This is a genomic window from Micromonospora sp. CNZ297 (assembly GCF_007827625.1).
Map to the genome: position 1 here is coordinate 1 of NZ_VISU01000032.1, position 23,034 is coordinate 23,034.

Here is a 23,034-nt window from a genome sequence, read left to right on the forward strand (position 1 = left end):
CAGCACGGTGGTGAGTCTGGGCCGCCCCCGACGAACCACCGTGGTGGTGGGCGCCCGGTGGACCGGCCCCGCGGGGGGGCGCCCCCCCCCCCCCCCCGGGGCCCCGGGGGGGGGGGGCCCCGCCGCCCCCCCCCCCCCGCTTCCGTTCCCGACGAGCTTCCAGGAGGACGCCGTGCGCGACTACACGATCTACCGCGACGCCAACCGCGTCCGCTGCTACCGCGACGCCACTGGCGTCACCTGGCACGCCGACTGCCGCTGCGGCGGCGTGATCGGCGCACCGTGCCCCGTCTGCAACCCGACCAGCCCTGAGCCCCAGGAGGCCAAGATGACCGACCTGATCTGCACCGAGCGCCTTGTGATCCCGACCTTCAACGCCGAGTTCGTGCCCGAGGAGGACGGCGGCCCGTGCGCGGGCGGCGCGGTCGCCCGCGTGGTGATCGAGCACGACGGCGAGAAGTGCGGGGACGGCGGGCTGTGCCTGTTCGACCCGGAGGAGGGCGTGGAGCTGGACCCGTGGCGGCAGACGCGGCTGCTGTGCGCCGACCACCTGCACGAGCACGAGCGGGCGGTGGCCGAGCGCGGCGAGCTGGTGGGGGAGACGCTGACCCACCTGTGACGACCGAGGAGAGCCGCCCGGGACCCCCGGGCGGCCTCGACCTGTTGGAGGGGAAACCGATGGAGAGCAAGACGGTGCCGGGCGTGCCGGCACTGCCGACCGGCGGCCGTGCCGCCGAGGCCGCCGGGTAGGCCGGCGTGGTTCACGTGGAGAAGGTCGACGTGCCGGAGCGGCCCAGCCGGGGCGCGTGGGTGTCGGTGTGGCTGGCGTTCGGTGCCGGCATCGTCGCGTCGCTGGCGGCGAACATCGCGCACGCCGGTGCCGATGCCGGCGCGAAGGCGGTCGCCGGGTGGGCGCCGCTGGCGCTGCTGCTGTGCTCGGAGGTGATGACGCGGGTGCCGGCACCGCGGCACCGGCTGTTGAAGGCGGCGCAGGTCCTCGGGACGGTGATCGTCGCGGGCGTCGCCGCGCTGGCGAGCTACCGGCACATGCGGGGCCTGGCCCTGGAGTACGGCGAGGACAACCTGACGGCGAGCACGCTGCCGCTGTCCGTCGACGGCCTGGTGGTCGTGGCGTCGATCGGGCTGGTGGTGCTGTCGCAGATGCGGCGGGCGGCGATCGCGGCCGAGCGTGCCGCCGCCCTGGCGGCTGCCGTCTCGGCGCGGCCGGTGCCGCCCGCCCCGGTGCCGCCGCCCCCGGTGCCGGCGCCGGTGCCGCCGCCCGAGCCGAAGCCGGTGCCGCCGGCCGCCGTGCCGGAGCCCGTGCCGGTGCCGGACCCGGAGCCCGAGCCGGTGCCGGGTGCCGTCGAGCCGGACCCGGTGCCGCAGCCCGAGCCGGAGCCGGTGCCGCAGACGGCGCGGGTGCCGCTGCCGGCGCTGGACGTGGTGGTGCCGCCGGAGCCGTGGCCGGCGCAGCAACCGCTGCCGCTGCCGGACCCGGTGCCGCCGGACCCGGCGGCCGACGAGAACGCGGCTGCCCGGAACGCGTGGCGGGACTCGCTGGCGGCCGGGGAGCCGCTGACGGGCAAGGCGCTCGGCGACCGCTTCCGGCGCAGCGAGCGGTGGGGCCGCAACCGCATCACGGAGGCGAAGGCGGAGCTCCAGGCAGAGCAGGAGGCCGGCGGCGACGTCGCCGGCGAAACCGACCAGCAGGACGCCCGGGTGCCGGTCGGCGCCGGGGTCGAGTAGAGGAGGAGCGACAGATGATGTCGATGGCGATGATGCAGGCGATGCGCGCGGCGCAGTTCGACGAGGCCCCGTACGCCTGGGTGCTGACCCGGGACCGGGACCACGAGCTGCACGGGACGGCGGAGTCGGAGGTCGGGACGAGCGGGCCGAGGAAGGCGACCCCGGAGATGGTCGAGCGGGCGCGGACGGAGGGCCGCCGGTTCCGGCTGCTCGACGAGGGCGACATCGACGCGGGCGCGATCGCGGACGGGAAGGACGTCGACTCGGGCGAGCGCGGCGTGGTGTACGAGGGGCTGATCTGGACGGCGGGGGAGCCGGGCGGCGAGGAGGACTTCGGGCCGCTGTACGACTTCGGCCAGCCGAACTACGGGTGCGTCGAGATCCAGTACCACGACGGCGAGCGGTGGGTTTCGCTGTAGTGGCGAGCTATCCGGCCGCAGTGGTTGAATGTGACCGGCCCCATCCCAGGGGGCTGTGCGGGTCGCGGGGCCGGTTAGGAGAGCCGTCGGGGGACAGCAGGAACTGACCGGCCCCCGCGACGAGCGCACATGGGGGCGCGCCCCGATCGTTGGGGCCCAAACCGTTGAGAGCCCCGGACCCCAGCACAAGGGGGGTCCGGGGCTCTTGCGTCCCCGAGTCGCGCCGCGCGGGTGTACGGGTACGGTGTCGGGAACGTGACTGTCACGCGTCGGTAACTCCTAGGTGCCTGTAGGTAGTACGGTGCCGTGGGGCACTGTTACCCTCTAGGTCGGTCGAGTTCAGGCCGTTTTCTGGAGGTCGAGACGGTGCGGTGCTACGGGTACGACGAGACAGGCCGAGAGATCATCGAGGCCGAGGCGGCGGTGATCCGCGACGTCGTGAAGCGCATCCTCGACGGGGAGAGCATGCGCTCGACCGTCGCGGACCTGCGGGCGCGGGAGATCATGACGTCGGCCGGGCGTCCGTGGACCCAGCAGTCGCTGTCGCGGCTGCTGCGCAACCCGCGGCTGGCGGGCCTGCGCACGTACAAGAGCGAGGTCGTCGGCAAGGGCCCCTGGGACCCGATCATCGACATGCCGACGCACCGGAAGCTGTTGAAGCTGCTGGACGCCCCGGAGCGCAAGCAGCCGTACGCCACGAACGTGCGGAAGTACCTGCTGTCGGGCGGGTTCCTGGTGTGCGGGTTCCCGCTGGAGGACGAGGACGGCGCCGGCGCCCACCAGTGCGGGAAGCCGCTGTACACGCAGCCGAGCAACAGCGGCAAGCGCGGCTACGTCTGCCGGGCCGGCAGCCCCAGCTACGGCTGCGGGCGCATCCGGATCGCGGCGGAGAGCCTGGAGGAGGAGGTCGCCGCCCGGGGCCTCGCCCGGCTGGCGTCGCCGAAGGTGCGGGCCCGGCTGGAGCGCGCGGTCGGCTCGGTGCTGAACGGCGCGGAGACGATGGAGAACGTGCTCCAGGCGATCGAGGACCGGCTGGCCGAGGCCGGGCAGGCGTACGCGCGGCGGGAGATCAGCCTGGTGACGCTGACGTCGATCGAGGCCGAGGCGAAGCGGGAGCAGAAGCAGGTGCGGGAGCGGATCGCGCAGGCGCAGCGGTTGCAGGCGCTGCCGGCGACGACGCCGGAGGGCCTGGCCGAGTGGTGGGTCGACGCGCCGCTGGAGCGGCGGCGGGAGCTGCTGGCGTTGGTCCTGGACCGGATCGTGGTGAAGCCGGCGACCCGTGCCGGGGCCACGCAGCTCGACGTGGACCGGCTCGAGTTCGTCTGGAAGTGACCGCCCAGACACTGCCCCCGATCCGTACATCGTCCAACCAGGACGCCGCGTAACAGGGATTCGGGAAAAATTCTTTCAGGGTGGACTTCTGACCTGTACTGATCGGTAGCCACCTGCCTATGATCCCCGTCATCCACCGATCTAAAGGGGCTGGTGAAGCCGCGCGCCCTATCGGGCCGCAGTGGGATGGCTGTCGCATCGAGAGACGGATGACGGGGAGCAGGGCGTTGCAGCGGAAGCGCACGATCGAGGTCCAGACGCTGGCGGAGCGGATCGAGGCCGAGCTGGCGTCGGGGCGGGTGGATGACGCCGACCTGAGCGACGAGCAGGTGGAGAAGGTGGCGGCCGTGTTGGCGCCGCCGCCGCCCGTCGAGCTGCCCCCGCCGCCCGAGGTGTCGCCGCCAGTCGAGGCGTCGCTGTCGTTCGAGCTGTCGTTGCCGGTCGAGCTGTCGAGTGTGGCCCGGGGGGCAGCTCGGCGGGTGCGGCGGACGGTGTGCAGGGTGACCGCCGCCCCGGCGATCGTGGCGCTGGCGGAGTGGATGCCGCGTGCCGACGACGGGATCAGGTGCTCGGTGCTGGCCTCGTGACCTACGTCGCGGCCTACATAAAATATTGACGGCAAGATCGTCTTTTGACTACAATGAATGTGTACGCACCGCGCGTACATGTTCACTGTGGAGGAAGACGATGGTTGCGACTGCGACTGCGACTGCGGAGAAGCCGGCGAAGACGGCGAAGCCGGTGCTGCGGGTGATCCCCGTCGGGAAGATCGAAGCGGACCCGGACCAGCCGCGCAAGCAGTTCACCGAGGAGGAGCTGGCCGAGCTGGCGGCCTCGATGACGAAGCTCGGCCAGCTCCAGCCGGTCGCCGTGCGCAAGCTGCCGAAGGCGGGCACCTACCGCCTGGTCGTCGGCGAGCGGCGCTGGCGGGCCGCCCAGCAGGGCGGCATCGAGGAGCTGGCCGCGATGGTGTGGGAGATGGACGACGAGACGGCGTTCATCGCGCAGGTCGCCGAGAACGTCAACCGGCAGGACATGACGCCGATGGAGGAGGCGGCGGCGTACGCGCGCCTCGCCCAGGCGGGCTGGGAGACGGACGCGATCGCCGAGCTGTTCGGCAAGAGCGTGCCGTACATCGGGTGGCGGATCGACCTGCTCGGGCTGATCGACGACGCGAAGCAGCTCGTGGCGAAGGGCCAGCTGCAGGTGGGCGTCGCCTGGTACGTGTGCCGGCTGGCCGCCGACCAGCAGCGGCGGTTCCTGGTGAAGTGGGCGCGCGGCGAGTTCTCGTCGGCGCGGGACGCGGAGGCGTTCGCCAAGGCGTGCAAGGCGGCCGAGGAGCAGGGCGGGTTCTTCCAGCTCGACGAGGCCGAGCACAGCGAGGAAGAGCAGGAGAAGGTGGTCGCCAAGCGGAAGACGGTCGTGAGCAAGATCGACCGCCTGGCGGCGGCCGGCGAGATCCTGGCCGAGCTGGCGCAGCTGGACGAGGTGGAGCTGGCGAAGCTGCTCGCGGGCGCTGACGGCGGCGTGGCCGCGTACCGGCAGCGCGTCGACCACCTGCGCACGGCGGCGGGGAAGGTGTCGGCGAAGCTGCGCAAGGCGCAGGCGATCGCGGCGTCGGTCAAGGTCGAGCTGGACCCGGAGGCCGTGGTGGTCCCGACGGAGGTCCTGGACGTGACGCCGCTGCCGGCCGACGGCGACCTGCCGAAGGTCGACCCGAACTGCACGTGGGAGGGCCACGCGGACGCGGTGCAGGAGGTCGGCTGGTGCTCGGTGTGCCAGCACTGACGGCTGACCGATGACTGTGGACGCCCCGCGGGATGACCCGCGGGGCGTCCGTGTCTGTCCGGTCGCTGGCTGCCGGGCCGCAGTGGGAGTGCGTATGCTCCGGGCGTGGACGCCTGTTCGCGTGGAGCGCGCTGATGCCGGTCGTGGGGCCGATCAAGCTGCCGCCCTGCGGGGTCTGCCGGCGGGCCCGCGTGAGGGTGCGCCGGGGCGACCGTGACCCGGTGGTGCTGTGCCTGGCCTGCGACGGCGGGCCGCTGGTCGAGAAGGCCCGCGCGGCGCTCGACGACGTGCAGCGGCGGGCCCTGAACCTGTGAGGCGGCGTCGCCGTGCCCGCTACCTGTACGGTCGCAGTTTGACTGCGGGTGCTCGGTTGGATACAATGTTTATGTACAACCCTCGGCTGTTGGAGGCGATCGGTGCGCGGCGTGTGGTCACGGTCCTGTGGGCGTGGCCGCTGCCGTCAGGGCCGGGCCGCCTACGGCAGGCGATGCGGCGAGCGCAGGCCGAGCTGTACCGGCAGGCGCGGATGCTGAACGCGGTCCCGCTCGGACCGGCGGCCTTCCGGGTCGCCCGACGCGCGGTGTTCGACACCCACGCCGGCCCGGCGCTCGTCGCGGAAGTCAGGGCAGCGAAGCTGCCGGAGCAACCGAACGGAGAGGGGACCACTGTGTCCGCAAGCTGTACGGCCGCAATGCACGACTGCGGCGACCTAGCACGGCCGGGTGACGCCGGATGAGCTGGGACGCGAAGGTCGAAGAGGAGGCCCGCCAGGTCAAGGCGGCCCTGCCGGGCTACGTCGCGGTCCGCCAGATGGCGGCCGCCGCGCTGGCGGCAGCAGCCGAGGATCTCGGCCTGGAGCTGCGCGAGCGCGACCGGCGCGACCTGGCCGAGGCCGTGGTCGACGCGATCCACAAGGCAGCCGAGCTGCAAGGCATCAAGTTCGCGTGCGACGTCGCCGACATGGAGGTGGCCGCCGACGACCGGTGGCTGCTCGCGCCGGCGAGGGAGAAGGCCAAGACCGACCCCGAGTCCCGCGCGGTGCTCGCCCACCTTGAGCAGCACGCCGAGGGCGCGCGGAAGGTGCGCAACGAGCTGGTCGAGCGACTGGCGCGCGTCGGTCGACAGTGGCTGGCCGAACAGCCGGCGGCGGTCGTGCCGCTGACGGCGCCGGCCGACGCCCGGACCGAGGCGAGGGCGGCGGCGTGACCGCGCCCGCCGTCCCGGCGCCGCAGATCAGCGCCGACCAGGCCGCCCGGATCCGGGAGGCCTTCGAGGAGCTGGGCCGCCAGCTCGCCGAAGTCTTCCGGGCGATCGGCGAGCTGTTCCGGCGGATCCTCCGGGCGCTGCGCCCGCTAGTCCGCCTGGCGGACCAGCGGCGGGTACGGCTGCGGGTGATGCACCTGGAGTACCGGCGGCGGCTGCGCCACCGGCGGCGGCGGGCCCGGTAGTGGCCGAGGAGACGGCGCGGGACCGGGCGCTGGCCCGGGCCCGCGCCACCCGGCGCGAGACGGGAGCCGAGCTGCCGCCGCGCCGGGGCCGGCCGCCGGCCACCCGGCCGCCGGCCGACGCCCCGCCGGTCAGCGACCGGGTGGCGGCCCTGGCCACGGCGTACCTCGTCGACGGCTACACGCCGGAGCAGGTCGCCGAACGGCTCGGGGTCGACCGCGGATGGTGCCGGGCGATCGCCGCCCGGCTGCGAGGGAGGAGGTAGCCGATGCCTGACCAGGTGGCGGCCAGCCCCGACGAAGAGCCCGTGGAGTGCGAGGACTGCGGACGTCCACTGCGGACGAAGCGGGCTCGCGCCGAGCGGGTCGGACCGAAGTGCCGCGTGAAGCGGCTGGCGATGGGAGGAGCAGCATGACCGCGGTCCTGAGGTTCCGGGGCGGGGTCTACACGCCGCTGGTGGAGGCGAAGGCGGTCCTGCCGCTGCCGCCGCTGCCCGACGGCGAGACGGTCGACGTCGCCCACGGCGACGGGATCGTGGAGCTGGAGCTGCTGACCATCACGGGTCCGCCGTCGGTGGTCGCGTCCGCTGTGGACGCTCTGGGCGCGCACCTGGACGAGCTGGTGCCGACGCTGGCACAGCTCTACGACGAGTCCCCACCTCAACATGGAGGTTGAGTTGCAGCTGTTCACGAACCGCTACCAGCGGTTCAGGCCCGACCAGGGCGCGCCGGTCCGGACGACGGTCGGCGCACCCCGGTTCCCGTTGCCGTACGACCTGGCCGGGTACGCCCGGCTGCTGGCGCCGAGCTACGGGATGCTGCGGATGCAGCAGGGGCCGTACCGGCACCTCTACCTGGAGCGGCTGGAAGCGGCCGGCGTGGATCTGATCTCCGAGCAGTTGGCGGAGATCGCCGACGCGGCCGGCAGTGACCGCCTGGTCCTGCTCTGTTTCTGCGACCTGAGCGTGCCGCCGCCGGACAACTGGTGTCACCGGCGGATGTTCGCCGCGTGGTGGGAGGACCAGACCGGCAAGGACGTACCCGAACTGGACCGGCGGCGCGAACCGCCGGCCCCGACCCTGTTCTGACGACGAAGGAGTTCACGTGGAACTGACTCTTGACCGACCGGAGGCGGGCGTGCCGCTCGACCTCGACCCGCACCTCCAGCCCGGCGAGTCCGGGTACTTCTCGGGGGAGTGGCTGGAGTACCCGTACGACGGCGGCCGCCGGTTCGAGTCCGCGTACGCGGGCACGCTGATCCGGCGGTGGAACGGCTGGGCGGTGTGGTCCTGCACCCGCGACGTCGCCGCCGCGGTGGTGACCGACCAGGAGATGGCCCGGCGGCACAACCGGGTGCTGCTGGAGCAGTCCGGGCTGACCGGGGACAAGCTGGAGCTGTACCTGAACACGGACGTGCCAGAGATGAAGTGGGACGGTGACGCGATCGTCGTCGACCGCCGCGGCTTCGGCGAGGACGAGGAGTACCTGCGGATCGAGCCGGACGAGCACGGCCGGTACGTTGTGATGGGCGCTGTCTGGACCTGGGAAGAGGTGCCGGTCGACGCCGCCGACACGGTGCACGGGGTCGCAGAGCGACCGTAGCCGTACAGCTGGGGGCCGGTCCGCTGGGCCGGCCCCCTTCGCGTGGGCAAGATCAACGATGTTCCCGGCGGGAACATCAGCGGGAACAAGGAGCTACCAGCGGCTACAAGCGGCCACGAGTAGACACATGCTGAGCAGGGCCGATAGGATCGGTGCAGCTCAGAGGGTTGGTTCGGTGGGGTTCAAGTCCCCCCTCGGACACTCCCGCGTAGCAACCGTGCGACGTTGGACGTACAGGTGGTCAAGCAATGCTTGACCACCTGATTTCACTCTCTGTTACCGCCGTTGTTGGCAGCCTCGTCATTGGGCGAGGTGGGTCATGACAGACCGGCCGATCGATTCGGTGATCCCGGCCGTGGTTCCATCAGGCGGGCGCAAGATCCGCGGCGACTCGCGTGCCGCCATGAAGCGACCGCCTCTGCCGCTGGCGCGACTAGCTCCTACTCGTGACAGCAGCACGGTGTATGGGCTGGCGACTCTTGATGTGCACGGCCGCGTCGCTGATCGGCCGGTGATGGCCGCTCTCGGCTGGGCTCCCGGCCTCAGGCTGGGCATCAGGGAAAGCGGCGGCCTGATCATCGTCGACCCTGACCCGCGTGGGGTGTTCCGAGTGACGAAAGAGGGCCATGTGCGGTTGCCCGCGGTGGTCCGCCAGTGGTGCGGGCTGACAGCCGGCGATCGGGTGCTGCTGGCGGCCGATCCGAAGGCCGGACGCCTCGTGCTTCACCCGCCGGCCTCGCTGGACGCGGTGGTCGCCCGAGTGCAGGACGAGGCGTTCGCGGGCGGTGAGTCGTGAGCAGCGTGGCGGGCAAGGCCGAACTGGAGGCCGCTCGGTTGTTGCTATCGCGGATGGGCATCTCTCCAGCGGATCTGGTGGCGGCGACGTCCGATCGTCCGCCGGCTCCGACGTTCGCGGAGTACGTGCCGGTGGTTGCCGCTGCGGTCAGTGCTGGGACGCGGCGGGCGTACGGGTCGTACTGGAAGCGCGTGGTCGAGCAGTGGGGCCAGCGGCGTATCGACGAGCCGACACCGTCAGAGATCGAGCGGCTGGCGGAGTACGTCAAGACGCATGTGGTGGCCCGGCGCAACGCGCGGGGCGGGCGCAGCGCAGCGGAGCATCTGATCGCGGCGCTGCGATGCCTGTACCGGCGGGCGGTCGCCGACGGGCTCCTGTCTGAGGCCGAGAACCCGGCGTTGAAGGTGGCGAAGCCACGGCGGCTGCCGAGCACCCGGCGGGCATTGGCGGACACCCGGTTGGCGGAGATCAACGAGGTAGCGGCGTCCACGGGTGACGACCCGGCGTTAGACAGTCTGCTTCTGCGGTTGCACACCGAGACGGCGTGCCGCCGGGGTGGGGCGTTGGCGTTGCGGCCGGTCGACCTGGACCCGGACCAGTGCCTGATCCTGCTGCGGGAGAAGGGTGAGACGGTGCGGTGGCAGCCGGTGTCGCCCACACTCATGCGGTACCTGCTGCGGCACGCCGAGCAGCGGCACGCGACCGAGACGGGACCGTTGTTCCGGTACCGCAACGGGCAGCCGATCACCTACCGGCGGTACGACCACCTGTGGGTGCGCATCGGTGAGCACCTGCCGTGGGTGCACGCGCAGCAGATCAGCACGCACTGGCTACGGCATACCACGTTGACCTGGGTGGAGCGCAACTTCGGCTACGCCATCGCCCGGGCCTATGCCGGTCACTCCGCCAGTGGGGGAGATGCCGGAACCACCGCCACCTACGTACGCGCAACTATCCACGAGGTTGCTGCCGCGCTGGCGGCACTTACCGGTCAGCCACATCCGCTGGCGTAGTGGGGTGTTGGGGCGGGCCCTGTCCTAGGCGGACTGGGTCCGCCCCAAACGATTGGAGTGGGCCCCTCCGGTAGGCGCTCGCCGTCGTACAGCGCGGTTACGGTGACGGCTATGGGCTTTCCGCAGGTGCCGGGTCCTCGGCGGTCCGCCGAGGAGGACGCTGACCAGGCCTTGTCGTTTGCCATCGGACTGGACGACGCGTCACCGGAGCGGGTCGCTGCGGTGGCCGCTGTGCTCGTCAATACTTGGCAGGCGGATTCGGGTCGGTTTGCGGCGGCGGCCGCGGTGTGCCGACGCCGGCAGGGCGAGGGGGACGAGGATGTTTGGGGGGAGACTGCGAACCTTCTGGACCGGGCCCTGCGCATAGTCCACGACGCCGGTGCCGACAACGACGATGATGCTCGGGTCCGGCTCCTCGGACAACTCTTCCCGGATCCAGGGCCCTTCCGGTGGGACACGGCGCGACGTCGCGATCCTGTGTGGTGGCTGCGCCGCCTGGCGGCACTGCGCGTCCGCGCGGTCCACCTACCAGCCGGCGCGCCTGCCGGGTTCCAGCGGCTGGTCCTTCGTCGGGGCCTGCTCGTCGTCGGTCAGGTCGACTTTCAGGTGTGCCAGGGGTGCCGGCGTGGCTACCTGCGGAAGATCAGCGTTGATGGGGCCGCCAAAGGCTATGGGATCGGCACCCGCGCCGTGCTCAAGCTCTATCGGCGGTACCCGGGCCTCACCTGGTACACGACCACTCAGTACGACACCGCTGGGACGTTTTGGCAGAAGGTCGCGCGGCGAACGGATGGGGCTTTTACCGAGAACCACGACGGCGCGTGCGAGCACATGAAGATCGACCGACGGGGCTGACCCACACGTCGGCATAGCTCAGCTGTTGCGGTGACCATAAACCTTGACCGGGTTGGCACCAAGGCAGGAGTCGTCACGCTGTCCCTCATAGGGCAACGTGACAACCGGGAGTCTGATGTCCGACGGCTCCTCGACGATTTGTGCATCAAGCTGGGCTTCTGCCTGCCACCCGAGGAGAGCCAACGGCTTCGCGAGTCCCCTCCGGGTGAGGTGGACAGCTTCACTGATGGGGTCTTCGAGGCCGAGGGAACGGGCGACATGAGGTACACGGACCTCCGCCGTCAGGTACGAGGGGTCGTCGATCAGTACATGAGGCGATGGGTAGGGACCGAGGATCAAGCAGCCGGAGGTCAGACCCGGTGAACGTTCGTGGTCACCGCACTATGCAGGGGATCCCCCGGCCCGCGGTTTTCGGCGACGGTGCGGTGGGCTGGTGCGCGATGAGGTTGTTCGGCTCCAGCCAGACCTCGTGTGAGGCTCTACGTCGCTGACCTGCTCGGACGCGGGATATCCACAGGGAAGCACCCGGTGGGGTGGACGAGGCGCGGCCGATTGTCGGAGGCTTCCCGCATGGAGTTCCCGAAAGCAGCCACCGTCCTGAGTGCGCGTCTCGCCGCTGGCGATGACAGCCTCGCCGCCGCCGGCGCCGTCCACCTGGCCATCGAAGCCTGGAAGCACTTGGGCGGGGTTGATCCCGCGTGGGACCGCTTCGGACTGGAGGTCCTGGACGTCCGCAGCCGCCTTTACGAGGACGACGTCGTCGTGGACGCGGCTGCCCCGGACGCCGACGGGCCCGAGGTGCGGGCTGCGGTGAGGGATCTCATTGAGCACCTTGCCCAGCACCACGATCGCCGTGCCGTCGCCGAGGATGGGCTGGCTCAACGGCTCGACCACGACGCGGCCGCCCAGCAACTACGCCGGGCGGCAGCGGCCCTGGCATGACGGTCGGCTTCTGGTACGAGGAGGCGCAGCGGGCGATGCGGGCGGCCACTGCGGCGGTGACCAGACGTCGTGCGGGGACCGCTGGGGAGATCAACGGTCTGGTGGGTGCCCGGTCGGACCTCTATCACCAGCTGGCCAGGGTGACGGAGCTGCTGGTCGGTGGTCGTCCGGTGGCGGAGGTGCCGGACAAGGCGGCTGCCGCGCTGGTTCTCGGGCGGCATGGGCAGAGCCTGACCCGGTTCTACGTGGGGTTGCGGGCCGCCGCAGTGGTGAACGAGCGGCTACCGCCAGCACCGGAGGTCTCCGATGGCGCGGCACGGTCGCTGCGCCGGGCCGCCGACGCGATTGGCGTCATGGGTGACATCATCGCCGGTCACGTTCCACCCGGGCGGCGTCCCGATACGCCAGAGGGGATCGCTATCCGTGCCGGGGGCGGTGTCCAGGGAGGGCTTGGTGATATTGCCCGGCTCGCTGTGGATGCCGTGCGGCTCGACGGCCGCCTTCCCGCTTGGCTGGACCGGGGTGGACCTCTGGCGCAGACGTACAGGCCGGCGGCGGAGGCAGCCAGATGGACGAGCGGCAGCCGGTTGGGTGCCGTCGCCAAAGAGCTGATCGCCGCCGCGAAGGCTCAGCCCGACCTCCGTGAGCTTGATATCGCCCGATCGCCACAGCATCCGGCGCAGGCGGTAGACACCGTCGATGCGGCGATCGCGGCGGTCCGCGCCGCGCGGACCTGGCTGTGGCTTCACCCCGACCAGGTCACCGGAGCGCACCTCCAGGTCGGGACGCAGCTTGGCCTGACGGTGCACATCCTCAGAACCGACGGATCCCTGGCGATGATCGGGGGTTGGCGGCAGGCGGCGATAGCCGCTGCCGAGCTGCGCGCGGCACCGGCGGCCGGCCCTGGCCAGGACGCCGCGGCCGAGCTTGGCGAGGCCCTGCGGTGGACCCGGTCGCTGCTGAACCCTGGGGTCCAGGGCCGCATGCCGCATCGGGTCAGGGAGGCTACGCGGCTCGGCAGTGAGATGTTGCTGATGGCCGCCACCCTCCATCGAGGCCTCCGTACGGCGATGCAGCGGCGAAACCTGTTCGTTAGGGGGGATGCAGTCCTCGAGCGTCCCGTCGGTTCGCTTGTCTATCGAGCCACTCCCCGTTGGCGGCCCGCAACAGTCGGCGATGATCTTGTGCGCGACCTCAGCCGGGCGTTGTGGCAGATTATCGGGTCCGACGCCGAGGGTGACCCGGCGAGCATGGTCGCTCATGTGCTTGCCCAACCGCCTCGGCCGCGAGCGGTGAGCCCAGCAGCCGCAGAGAGCCACAGTCCGACGCCGGATGTGCCGCAGGACGACCGGGCGCGCTCGGTTCCCAGGCAGGGCGAGGGCAGGCAATTAAACCCGGCTGGCGCTGAAAAATTAGCCGCCGTATTGGGCAGCGAGGCGGTCGAAGAAGGTGGAGAGCAGTTGCCGGGCGAGATTGCGGTTGACTAGCTCGGCCCGCCTGACCGGTACACCTCGTATCCCGCAGCTTCCGGTCCTCGGCGGTCATGTTGCGGCATGGCCACTGCCCCTTGAGTCGGCGGTTAGTCGTCGATCCCCGCCGCACGAGATCCCGCAGCTGCTAGTAGTCAGCAGGGAGGGATGGTAAGCCGCCAGTTCAACGTTCGTTTGCTGTTGTTGCCCCCTTGTGCCAGCCAACCGGCGAAGAACAGCTGGTCGATCAACTCTGAGACCATCATCGAACTGAACCGGTCGAACGCCAGGGACCAGCCCGCAGGGTCCTCATCGGTGCGCATAACCTCAGAGAGGTAGTGGTCGTACCACACATCCGGCCGGAAGTAGAGCAGTTGACCGCTTTCGTCGGCGGCCGCCGAAAGCGCCTCGCAAACCAAGTACATGGAATCCCGGTCCTCGAACGCATGCCGTGTCGAGTCGACCCAATCCTCCGGGCCGACAAATACGGCGTCGACCCGGTAGCACCAACCATCGGCGTCCTCCACCATCTCGCCGTCGTCGATCAACATCTCGTTCTCCCCTCGCGTCCGCTGTCGCGGCGCTCAGTCTCCCGCGCCGACCGAACACCCCGTACAGGGGCGTCCGCCCCGCGGCGCCGGAGGCCCTCGATGCCTAGGGAAAGCCGGCCCGCCAAGTCGACGCTCGCGGGCGGGGCACCGATGGGCAGGGGGCTCATTGGGTCGGACAGCGGGTCGGGTTTTCGTGGGGGGGACCCGAGTTCGTCCCCGAAACCCGCCAAATCGCTCCCGTCGATCCCGGCGAATCCATCGCCGTTGCAGATGATCCTGACTCGCCTTGCTGGTTCGATCCGGGGAGAGCCCGCGACAGTTGAATAGGCGCTCTCACCAGACTCAACAGCCGGAAACAAGTGGACGGCCACTGGGCGGCCGGTGGCAGCATGGTTGACCACAGACCGAGAAAACGAAGAGGTATTACGTGCCGAACGACGATGACCTCGACCAGGGCGAGGAGCGTCCGGACCCCGACGGTCACCGGGACGACGGCGAGCAGCCCGACGAGCCGCCGGCGCAGACCGGCGGGCAGCGCCAGCGCCGGCGATCGCCGCTCGACTGGCAGATCGAAGGGGCAGCCCGCCTGCACCGGCAGTTCATACAGAGCATGCGGCCGAGCTACATCGAGTTCCTCGGCCAGCAGGCCCAGATCGCGGCGATGAAGGCCCAGATGCAGAAGAACTGGCCGCAGATCAACTACGCCAAGCTGATGGCCACGAACCCGACGGTCCTGAACGTCGCGGAGATCGCCCGTCAGATCACGGGTGCAGGACTGACGAACTGGCCTACGATCCAGACCCGCGCGATCTGGCCCGACATCACCAAGAGTCTCCGCAATCTCGTCCAGGCCAACCTTGCCCTGAGCGTGCCGAACATCGGCGCCTGGGTCGAGCAACTTCGGCTGGAGCACTACCCGCCGAACTGGCCCGATGACATCCGCATCGAGGACGTCCGGATGCTCGCTGACGACGAGGGGATCCCGCTGTGCTGGGTACCCCGGTCCGAAGTGATCACCGCGCTCTGCGAGGCCGACCCGGACCGCCGGCGAGACGTGCTGATCGAGCACCGCGCCGACGTGCTCGAAGACTGCACGTTCAGGCTCGCCGAGGTGACGGCCCCCGAGCTGGCCAAGTACGCCAGCGCAGCGGGGGAGGTCTTGGACGCGATGCGGGCGGACCTCACCGGGCCGGCGCAGGCATACGCGATGAACGTGATGGACGCGACGCTGCGCGGCACCCTGTTCAACGCTGTCCCGAAGAGCCGCTTCTACAACCCGGTCGTGGCCAAGGTTGAGGAGTCCCGGGACTGCTACCTCTCCGAGCTTCGCGAATCGGCAACGCTGTGGCCGCTTCTACGGGTCTTCGACCGGTTCCACCCTGACCGGGGTGACGACGTACCGTCTCTGGCGAACCGGCACGCCACTGCGCACACCGTTGACGACGTGCAGTACACGCCGGTGAATGCCCTGATCGCGGCGATGCTGGCCGTGTCGATCCTGCGCGAGGTCCAGGAGTCGACGGCGCCGACCGACGATCCAGCTGATGAGGTCGAGGAATCCACCGTCTGACCGCCGGCACCCGGAGGCCCTGGGCTCCCCGGGGCCTTCCTTAGCACTAGGAGTGCGTTGCGGCCGGTCAACTGCCGGAGGTGGCGGCGGCGACCAGCCAGGCCGGGCCGCCGTCGAGGGAGGCGCGGTCGCGCCGTACCACCATGTGGTCTAAGGGTGAACCTCCAGAGCGGGTTCCCGCCTGGCACCCTGTCCGAATCACGATCGGGCTGGAGTAAGACCGCTTCCTGCTGAGCTCGCTGGATGATGGCTGGGGAGGAGCCGTTCCAGGTCGGCGGGCCGCAACTGATTGCGCAGTCGCTTGCGCGCCTCGTTGACCCACTCGAGGTACGCGCTGGCCCGCTCCGGCACGGGCCGCTGCCCACCGGCCTGCAAGTTGGCGACGGCGAGGCGGAGGTCAGTCAGCGCGGAGTGCAGGGCGTTGCGGCTGGTGCCAGCGATCGGGTTGATGAGCACGTCGAGATCCTCCCCCGGGCAGTCGTTCCCTCGCCAAGGTGACATCGGGTGATACGGCCGCCCGCCGGGGATCCTCTCCCCCACAATGGCGAAAGTGAGGAGCGTTCAAGGTCGACGCGGGCGGTGAGCCCGGCCTGGCGCCGGGCCAGCGCGGCGACCGGCCCGGTGCTGCGCCGACCGGTCGCGCCGATGCTCGCCAAGCCGGTCGACGCCGTGCCCGAAGGCCCCGGCCTCGTACAGCAGCCCAAGTGGGACGGTTGGAGGTGCATCGCCTTCCGCGAGACCGACGGCGTCTACCTGCAGTCGCGGGCCGGCCGAAACCTCACCACCTACTTCCCAGACATCACCCGGGCCATCCGGACGCTCCCGCCCGGGGTCGTGCTCGATGGTGAGCTGATCGTGTGGCAGCGCGGCCGCACCAACTTCACGCTGCTCCAACGGCGGGTCACCGCCGGCCGCGGGCTGCTCAGCCTGGTCCGCGAATGCCCCGCCCACTACGTGCTGTTCGACCTCCTGGCCGACGCCGGCGGCGAGGTTGTCGTCGACCGGCCGCTGTCGGAGCGTCGGGCCCGGCTCGAGCAGCTGCTCGTCGGCGCGCCGGCGCAGGTGACCGTCACCCCGGAGACGACCGACATGCGGCAGGTCGCCGACTGGCTGCTGCACTGGACCGTCGCCGCAGGCATCGAGGGCGTGGTCACGAAGCGGGCGGCCGGGACGTACGAGATGGGCAAGCGCGGCTGGTGGAAGTTCCGGACCCGGCTCGTGACCGAGGCGATCGTTGGCGGGGTGACCGGCAGCATCCGCAACCCGGTCACCGTTCTGCTCGGCCGTTTTGACCGGAGGGGGCGATTGAAATACACCGGCCGCAGCCACCCGCTGACCGGCGCCCAGCGGGAGGAGCTCGCCGGGGTGCTGTCTCCGCTACACCCTCTGCAGCATCGCTGCGCCGCCCCGGTGCACCCGTGGCCGGAGCCGCTGCCCGCGTCCTGGTCCGGGCAGCTCGAGCGGCCGGAGCCGCTGCGGTACATGCAGGTGGAGCCGACCGTGGTGGCGGAGATCGACGCAGGCGTGGCTTTCGAGCACGGCCGCTGGCGGCACGGGGTGAGGTACGCGCGGCACCGGCCGGACATGTCGGTGTACGACGTACCGCTGCTGCTCGGCGAGGAGGAGGGCTACTTCGGCGACCTGGGGTGAGTGTCCGTCGGTCTGCTGATGAGCAGCGGGGGCTGCCGGATCCGCTGCAGCACGCCTCAAACAGTCGCCTGAGCCCGAGCCACTTGCATCCGCTTCTAGCCGATGTGAGTGCGCTTCACGGCGCCGATGTGGGGTCCACGCCGGATGAAGGAAATCGTCCGTCCGGATCAACGTGGCAACCGATGGCTCAACGCTCCACCCTGTAACCGGCATCGCTGCTATCAACTGCGTAAAGGTTCCGGGCCTCGATCGCGACGACTTCACTCGCGGAGAAATCCGAGGGCTCGTAGCCCGACGCCCGCGGGCAGGTGGCACACGTGGGAGTGGTCCAGTGCCTTGAACTCCGCGCGTTCGTCGTGGTGGCTCCAGGAGTCAATGAGGAAGACGGTGAACTGGCCGCAGGCTGGACAGTGATCGGTGTGCAGGAGAGGCCGTAGCAGTGAGTAGCGGCCGAACTGATCACCGAGGTAGGTGCTGCCGGCCTCCATGTGGTCCTGCGTCGCCTCGGTTGTGACCGCCACAACGTTGTGGTCGCCCATCAGCTCGCGGTAGGTGATCGTTGTGGTGCCGGTGAAACTGTCCCACTTCGAGGATTCGACATGCCGCAGGGGATAGTCGACGAGCCACTCGACGGCGGAGATGAACGCCTCGAGCTGAGCCCGCGCGTCGCGGACGAATTCGGGGATCTCGTGAACGGCTGGACCGCGGCCGTGCGCGGCATCGTTGCGGCGCTGCTGGAGACCTCGGACCGCGGCGAGGGCGGTGTCGGGGATGGCCCGATAGTTCTGCAGTGGTGAGTCGGCTGGCAGGGTGGCGGAGGACGCCGCACTTCGAAGATCACCCAGAAGTTTGGTCCACGTGCCGAAGGTGACCGGTGTTCCCTGCCGCAGCTTCCTGGCCAGCGCCTGAACAGCCGAGGGCGGCAGAGCATGTGTGACGGCCAGGGCCGCGCCAATCCCGGCGCAATAAGCGACCGTGGCCTCGGCGCATTCGAGCACGGTCCCGTAACCAGAGTCGTCCGCCTGGGCGGCTTCTACGGCCCGCCAGCGACGGGCAACGGGATAGGGCATCGTCGTCCGTGTGCGGGAGCCCTGCTCGTCGAGGGTGTGCGCGGCGTCGCGGCGCTGCCTAGTGAGCCGGCCCGCGGTTATCAACTGGGCGCGGCTCGCGTCGAGATCACGCCACCGGAAGAACGAGTCGACGGCCCGATGGGCGTCTTGCTGCCAGCTGAGGAACGTCTTCGCCGCGTCGGTCAGGTCGGTAATGGCGCGGAGCGTCTGCTGGTCGGGACGAGGTACTCGCACCGCCCGGAGATCGTCGGGCTGGATCACGATCACCTGTCCGGGACGCCCGCGATGCCCGAGCAGGGCGTCACCGCCGAGATAGCTCGCATAAAAGACCTCCGCCCCCGGGCTGAGCGCCTCGCGGGGCCGCAGGAGCGTCGACGCCTCGGCGCTCCGGCACCGCTCGTCGACAATCTCGGCCCGACCACCGGCCCCGACGCGCCGGAGGCGGGGAATCAGCAGGTCGCCCGGCTGCGGGGCGGCCGGCGCGGGGTGAACGTCGAACACGTCGGTAAGGGCAACGAAGGCGGGGTCCGGGCTTTCCTGGGCATGGGCGGAGAGAAGCTCGCGAAGAGACTGAACGCCATCGATCACGGAGTGCCGACCGTTCGGCTGGTCCGAGACCTGGACGATGTGACGACGGGCGCCAACCGATTCCGACAGAACGAAAGTTGCGTCCGCAGTCAGCCAGACGACCTGCACTCGCCACGAACGACACACTGAAGCCAGCTGCTCAATCGGCCCGATCCGCCCGCCACTCTCCACGAAGACGACCAGCGGAGCGTCATCGGCACCCCGGCGCTGGCGCGCCAGCGCGGAAAGGATCTGAGCCGATGCAAATCGGAAGTCGGACTCCGCTCCCGAAAGAGACTTCCTGTTGTTCCGGTAAGTACCGTCCTGGTCGAGCCACGCGATACGAAGTGCATCCGAAAGCGCTGGGCGATCCTCCGGGGAGTCTCGCTGCTCGACAGTCGCTCCCACGAGCGCCTCGAATTCCAAGCGCACCAGAGGGGCCGGCTCCTGGTCCGGATCGAGCTGGACTACGGAAAGTCGCTCGACAGCTTCCAAGCAGCTCATGATGTCCTGAGGGTCATCGCTGACGTCATCCGGCCGGATCAGCTTGGTCGCGAGCAGGTCGTCGGCGTGGCGACCGCGGGCGTGTGCCTCATCGATGACGACGACGCTGGCGAGCCCCAGGCCGCAGCCGCGAAGATAGGCTGTCCACGTCTGCCAGTCGTCGGTGACGATGACCGGCTGAGAGAAATCTCCGTCGGCGAAGTTTTCGATCGCCGCTCGCAAAGCGTGCAGCGACGTGAACTCGGCAAAAGCGAGCGCATCGATATCGGCACCGGCCCGCGCGTAGAATGCGTAGTGGTTGACAAAGGTTCCTTGATCGCCACGGTGAAGCGCTGCTCCGGTGACCAACGAGTCCCCGTGAACACCGTCATACCATTCGAGGACGACTTGCCCGACGCGGCCCGCGGGAACGAGACCGGGTCGAGCGAGCAGGGTTTTCAACAGGTGCATCGACCGGTCGGGCACGACGACGAGCTCCGTCAACTGGGCCAGCAGCGTCTTTCCGGCGCCGTTCGGCGCCACGAGGTGAGCCGCCGACAGCGACGATCCGTCCGGAGCCCTCAGGTCCAGGGTGGCGCCGTGAAAGCGAGCAGCCTCGGGTCCGACGGCTTCAAGACGTACGGCCACCAGCTCGAGCATGTAGTACGACCCCATCTCTCCCACGGCGCTGCCGGACCGGACCGGCCAATTGCCACCAAGGCAACCATGCTCAAGACTTTTGCTCAATCGCCGTGACAGCACGATCCCCGGCGGGTGGAGCGTGGCCGTCATCGGCGTACGCCTTGAACTGCAGAGCCTGGTACGCGACGGGGTACACAGCAGCCTTTGGCGTCGGTACGTCTGCAAGGGCAGGCCGCAAGCATCCGCCGACTACCCTAGGTCACCGCAAGCGGGGACAGCAGTGTCCGGATTTAGCCGAGATGAGTGCGTTCATCCAGCTGGTTGATGCCCAGAGCATGTCATTTCATGCCGCGGCCTAGAGCCGCCGAGTAGCCATCGCCGGCGTCACGACCGCGACTGTGCGTCGCGGACCGGTTAGGCGATTCGCGTACCGTCGCGCACCTCGACTTCGCGCCATCGGGCCGCCAGTGGAGCGGCGAAGTCTGGGTCGATGTCGTGCGCGTACGCCAGCAGGCCGCGCATGTGCCGTACGAATCCCACGGTCGAGGTAAAACCCCGGGACGAGGCGTGCCGGCCGATGCCGAACTTGCCGGCCCCGTACAGGTGGTTGGCCAGTCGTGCCTTGATCTCGCGACTCAGCTTGATGCCGCTGTCCGTGACGGTGACACCGAGCACGACCTTGCGCCCACCCGGCGAGGTGAGCCTCGTCTTTTTCTCGTGCAGGTGGAAGCCGTTGTGGGAGACGATCCGGCGTATGAGGCGGACTACGTCCCGGCACGTGTCGCGGGAGAACTCGCCGGCGCCGCTGAGGACCAGGTCGTCCGCATACCGGGTGTAGGTCAGACTGTGGTCGGAGGCCATGCTCTGGATCTCGTGGTCCATGCGACGCACCACGAGGTTGGCCACTGCGCCGCTGCTCGCGCCGCCCTGCGGCAGGAAGCCGAGGTAGTTCACCCGGTATCGCGGAATCATCGGATAGTCACCGGTCCGCGGGGCCGGAATGGGTGTCTGAAGCGCGAACTCCGAATAGCGAGTGGTGATCCTGCTCAGCTCGAGCGACACCAGCCGGTTGTACCCGAGGTTGCGGTACAGCGAATACACCCGGTACTCGTTGATGCTGTGGAAGAAGTCGTGTAGATCTAGCTTGATCATGAATCTTGCGCCGACGTGCCGCCTCGCGCAGGCGGCGACGGACCGGTCGCGCGTGTACGCGTAGCTGGCGTGGTGCGGTTTCGCGCGGGTCAAGACGTTGGTGAGGATCCAGCGCTGCACCTCCATGAGGACCGGCTCCGGAGAACTGATCATGCGCATCTTGCCGCCATTGCGGCGCATCCGGGTGAACTCCTCATACGGGTCGATACGCCGCTCGACGATCGCCCGAAGGTAGGAGTGCTTGGCTCCCGTCAGGTGTGCGAGGTGACCAAGGGTGAGGACGGGTGTGGCGCCGGCGTCGCGTAGTAGCTCTGTCTCCCTGATCGCGTTGTTGGCGGTCTCCGCGGAGATCCCGAGTCTTGCAGCTGCGGCGCGATAGAGGTGAGGAGAGTCGAGGGTCATTTACCTTTGAAGTCCTTCCGCCGATGGACAGGCGGCGGTGCAAGTGAAGGCCCCGCGCGCGGCACCGTCGGCTTGCCCGGCGTCGGCGAGAGCTTGGCCAACGCAGAGGATGACATCCCCTGCCCGCCGGACTATGCCCGGCGTGCCAGCGTCGAAACGCTGGATGCTAAACATCCTCGACTCTCCTCAGCGACCGAGGATAGTACGGCTCGGCGCGGCCCTGAAGCATGAAACGCGAGCCGCGTTGCCTCCACTGTCGACGGCGCAGCTCCTGCCAGCCCTCATCGGTCACCCGGTTCTGCTCGTCGGTCATTCCGAGCCGGTGGAGCGTGGCCAAAGCGTGCTCGACCTTCGCCTTCGGCATACCGGTCTCGGCGACGAGGCGGGTGGTGTGGCGCGTGCCGCCGGCACAGGCTCCCAACGTCAGAATCAGGCTTTGCAGGTCACTCTCGGTCGTGCGTGCGACCGCAGCCGCCAGCGCCGAGCCGCCGAGCCTTTCTGCCGCCGACAGGTAGTCCGCTTCGGGCCGGTGCGGTTCGGCAGCGAAGGCGATGAGGTCGGGCGGGAACTTCCGATCGGGCAGGAAGGGTTCCCAGGCGCCGGCGGAACGCTTGCGACGTCCCGTCTGCCACAGGATGTGGGGAAGATTGTTCGGGATCGTGTGCTGGAGAACCATGAGGCCGCCGCTGCCCCCGAAACCCAACGCGAAGAGCTTGCTTTGCGCATACTTGACGCACAGCGCGCGCACCGCCTGTTCCTGGTCGGGCGACCAACCGGCATAGCCGAGACTGGGCGCCTGCTCTACGACAGTGACGCTGGCGATCCGGGGATCGGCGCGAATGCGTTCGAACGCCTCCGCGGAGGCCGCGTAGAGCAGTACGTGGACCCTGATGAATCCATAGGATTTCCAGCTCTTGATGGTCTTGTTGCGGAGCCACGAACCGACGTACTTCAGGCACTGGCCGCCGGATCCGGAGTAGTCCTCCACGAAGACGATGGAGCGGCACCTGCGGTCGCGCAGGTCCGCCAGCGAACTGGCCGGTCCCAGGAACGACGGATCCTTGAACGCGACGTTCCTGAGTAGGTTTGCGGCGAGGGCCTCGCTGCCGGGTGCTCCTAACAAGCCCTGAACCGGGTCGAAGTCCTCGAAGGCGGTCGGCAGGAGTGAGGACAGGGAGGGTCCAAGACCGAAGTCGTCGAGGTCCCTGATCGGCACCAACGCCGCTGGCTTTTCGTAGGCCGCAGCGTGCAGCGCGCCGGTGAGCCCGGCGCGCACGGTCGCGTCGTCTACGAAATGTAGACTGTCGATCAGCAGCGCGGCGACCCCCCGCTCCTGCTCGGTGAAGTTCGTCAGCCACCGCTGTCCAGCGGCGGTTCGGCTGGCCTGCATGACGGCAGACTACTTGCGGGTTACCGGCTCGGCTGGAAGGGCTGGTTGACCTCACCCTGTTTTTAGCGGAACCCGCTGCCGCCAATGCCGCTGGTCCGTCAGCTTTTGCAATCATGATCGGACGCACACTCGGCCCGCACAGGTGCGGCC

27 protein-coding genes are annotated in these 23,034 nt (G+C 69.6%); 22 read left to right on the forward strand and 5 right to left on the reverse strand.

Translation table 11 applies throughout. The features are described from left to right. The first annotated feature begins 172 nt into the window (after window positions 1-172). From FB454_RS31595 to FB454_RS31685, 20 genes are all read left to right on the forward strand, one after another. The gene (locus FB454_RS31595; RefSeq protein ID WP_145824068.1) at window positions 173-619 is read left to right on the forward strand and encodes a hypothetical protein; all 447 of its coding nucleotides are present in this window, start codon (window positions 173-175) and stop codon (window positions 617-619) included. Beyond that, the gene (locus tag FB454_RS35585) at window positions 616-750 is read left to right on the forward strand and encodes a hypothetical protein (protein ID WP_486485485.1); all 135 of its coding nucleotides are present in this window, start codon (window positions 616-618) and stop codon (window positions 748-750) included. Before FB454_RS31595 ends, FB454_RS35585 begins: the two co-directional genes overlap by 4 nt. 6 nt (window positions 751-756) lie before the next feature. Then, a complete protein-coding gene (locus FB454_RS31600) occupies window positions 757-1,746 on the forward strand; it encodes a DUF2637 domain-containing protein (protein ID WP_145824069.1) in 990 nt (329 codons plus the stop codon). Window positions 1,747-1,760: 14 nt separating this feature from the next. Continuing rightward, window positions 1,761-2,165, forward strand: coding sequence for a hypothetical protein (locus FB454_RS31605; RefSeq protein WP_145824070.1), 405 nt, complete (start codon window positions 1,761-1,763; stop codon window positions 2,163-2,165). 366 nt (window positions 2,166-2,531) lie between these two features. Continuing rightward, complete coding sequence (locus FB454_RS31610; protein ID WP_186461700.1) at window positions 2,532-3,497, forward strand: recombinase family protein; 966 nt, start codon at window positions 2,532-2,534, stop codon at window positions 3,495-3,497. Between the two features lie 209 nt (window positions 3,498-3,706). After that, window positions 3,707-4,084 carry a hypothetical protein gene (locus tag FB454_RS31615; protein ID WP_145824072.1) on the forward strand — a complete coding sequence of 126 codons (378 nt, stop codon included), beginning with the start codon at window positions 3,707-3,709 and terminating at the stop codon, window positions 4,082-4,084. Between the two features lie 100 nt (window positions 4,085-4,184). Beyond that, on the forward strand, window positions 4,185-5,285 hold the full coding sequence (locus FB454_RS31620; RefSeq protein WP_145824073.1) for a ParB/RepB/Spo0J family partition protein: 1,101 nt from the start codon (window positions 4,185-4,187) through the stop codon (window positions 5,283-5,285). Window positions 5,286-5,419: 134 nt separating this feature from the next. After that, window positions 5,420-5,599, forward strand: coding sequence for a hypothetical protein (locus FB454_RS31625; protein WP_145824074.1), 180 nt, complete (start codon window positions 5,420-5,422; stop codon window positions 5,597-5,599). Between the two features lie 418 nt (window positions 5,600-6,017). Continuing rightward, entirely contained in the window at window positions 6,018-6,491 is a 474-nt protein-coding gene (locus tag FB454_RS31630; RefSeq protein ID WP_145824075.1) for a hypothetical protein, read from the forward strand. Beyond that, on the forward strand, window positions 6,488-6,733 hold the full coding sequence (locus tag FB454_RS31635; protein WP_145824076.1) for a hypothetical protein: 246 nt from the start codon (window positions 6,488-6,490) through the stop codon (window positions 6,731-6,733). The genes FB454_RS31630 and FB454_RS31635 overlap by 4 nt, the downstream gene beginning before the upstream one ends. After that, window positions 6,733-6,996 (forward strand): hypothetical protein, encoded by a 264-nt coding sequence (locus FB454_RS31640; protein ID WP_145824077.1) that lies wholly within the window; start codon window positions 6,733-6,735, stop codon window positions 6,994-6,996. Before FB454_RS31635 ends, FB454_RS31640 begins: the two co-directional genes overlap by 1 nt. Before the next feature lie 3 nt (window positions 6,997-6,999). Then, complete coding sequence (locus FB454_RS35205) at window positions 7,000-7,146, forward strand: DUF6011 domain-containing protein (RefSeq protein WP_222433950.1); 147 nt, start codon at window positions 7,000-7,002, stop codon at window positions 7,144-7,146. Then, window positions 7,143-7,406, forward strand: a complete 264-nt coding sequence (locus tag FB454_RS31645) for a hypothetical protein (RefSeq protein WP_145824078.1) — start codon at window positions 7,143-7,145, stop codon at window positions 7,404-7,406. Before FB454_RS35205 ends, FB454_RS31645 begins: the two co-directional genes overlap by 4 nt. 1 nt (window position 7,407) lies before the next feature. Continuing rightward, window positions 7,408-7,818, forward strand: coding sequence for a hypothetical protein (locus FB454_RS31650; protein WP_222433951.1), 411 nt, complete (start codon window positions 7,408-7,410; stop codon window positions 7,816-7,818). A 16-nt stretch (window positions 7,819-7,834) separates the two neighbouring features. Continuing rightward, window positions 7,835-8,332 carry a hypothetical protein gene (locus FB454_RS31655; RefSeq protein WP_145824080.1) on the forward strand — a complete coding sequence of 166 codons (498 nt, stop codon included), beginning with the start codon at window positions 7,835-7,837 and terminating at the stop codon, window positions 8,330-8,332. A gap of 319 nt (window positions 8,333-8,651) precedes the next feature. Further along, window positions 8,652-9,128, forward strand: coding sequence for a hypothetical protein (locus FB454_RS35590; RefSeq protein ID WP_230650718.1), 477 nt, complete (start codon window positions 8,652-8,654; stop codon window positions 9,126-9,128). Beyond that, window positions 9,125-10,141 (forward strand): tyrosine-type recombinase/integrase, encoded by a 1,017-nt coding sequence (locus tag FB454_RS31665; RefSeq protein WP_186461701.1) that lies wholly within the window; start codon window positions 9,125-9,127, stop codon window positions 10,139-10,141. Before FB454_RS35590 ends, FB454_RS31665 begins: the two co-directional genes overlap by 4 nt. A 111-nt stretch (window positions 10,142-10,252) precedes the next feature. Further along, window positions 10,253-10,996, forward strand: a complete 744-nt coding sequence (locus FB454_RS31670) for a hypothetical protein (protein ID WP_145824081.1) — start codon at window positions 10,253-10,255, stop codon at window positions 10,994-10,996. A 570-nt stretch (window positions 10,997-11,566) separates the two neighbouring features. Then, a complete protein-coding gene (locus FB454_RS31680) occupies window positions 11,567-11,938 on the forward strand; it encodes a hypothetical protein (RefSeq protein WP_145824082.1) in 372 nt (123 codons plus the stop codon). After that, a complete protein-coding gene (locus tag FB454_RS31685; RefSeq protein ID WP_145824083.1) occupies window positions 11,935-13,425 on the forward strand; it encodes a hypothetical protein in 1,491 nt (496 codons plus the stop codon). Before FB454_RS31680 ends, FB454_RS31685 begins: the two co-directional genes overlap by 4 nt. A gap of 137 nt (window positions 13,426-13,562) precedes the next feature. On the opposite strand, the gene FB454_RS31690 is transcribed toward FB454_RS31685, so the two are convergent. After that, on the reverse strand, window positions 13,563-13,958 hold the full coding sequence (locus FB454_RS31690) for a hypothetical protein (protein WP_145824084.1): 396 nt from the start codon (window positions 13,956-13,958) through the stop codon (window positions 13,563-13,565). A gap of 427 nt (window positions 13,959-14,385) precedes the next feature. On the opposite strand from FB454_RS31690, the gene FB454_RS31695 reads away from it, so the two are divergent. Beyond that, entirely contained in the window at window positions 14,386-15,528 is a 1,143-nt protein-coding gene (locus tag FB454_RS31695) for a hypothetical protein (RefSeq protein ID WP_145824085.1), read from the forward strand. A 198-nt stretch (window positions 15,529-15,726) separates the two neighbouring features. Here FB454_RS31695 and FB454_RS31700 read toward each other — a convergent pair whose 3' ends face one another. After that, the gene (locus tag FB454_RS31700) at window positions 15,727-15,984 is read right to left on the reverse strand and encodes a hypothetical protein (RefSeq protein ID WP_145824086.1); all 258 of its coding nucleotides are present in this window, start codon (window positions 15,982-15,984) and stop codon (window positions 15,727-15,729) included. Window positions 15,985-16,107: 123 nt separating this feature from the next. Between FB454_RS31700 and FB454_RS31705 the strand changes: the two genes are divergently transcribed. Next, window positions 16,108-17,178: an ATP-dependent DNA ligase gene (locus FB454_RS31705; RefSeq protein ID WP_486485486.1), complete on the forward strand. Its 1,071-nt coding sequence runs from the start codon at window positions 16,108-16,110 to the stop codon at window positions 17,176-17,178. Between the two features lie 260 nt (window positions 17,179-17,438). Here the strand turns inward: FB454_RS31705 and FB454_RS31710 are convergent, their stop codons facing one another. The 3 genes from FB454_RS31710 to FB454_RS31720 all read right to left on the reverse strand — a co-directional run bounded on the left by FB454_RS31710 (window position 17,439) and on the right by FB454_RS31720 (window position 22,884). Then, a complete protein-coding gene (locus FB454_RS31710; protein ID WP_145824087.1) occupies window positions 17,439-20,090 on the reverse strand; it encodes a hypothetical protein in 2,652 nt (883 codons plus the stop codon). A gap of 264 nt (window positions 20,091-20,354) precedes the next feature. After that, the gene (locus FB454_RS31715) at window positions 20,355-21,494 is read right to left on the reverse strand and encodes a reverse transcriptase family protein (protein WP_145824088.1); all 1,140 of its coding nucleotides are present in this window, start codon (window positions 21,492-21,494) and stop codon (window positions 20,355-20,357) included. 166 nt (window positions 21,495-21,660) lie between these two features. After that, complete coding sequence (locus tag FB454_RS31720; RefSeq protein WP_145824089.1) at window positions 21,661-22,884, reverse strand: phosphoribosyltransferase-like protein; 1,224 nt, start codon at window positions 22,882-22,884, stop codon at window positions 21,661-21,663. Between the last annotated feature and the right edge of the window lie 150 nt (window positions 22,885-23,034).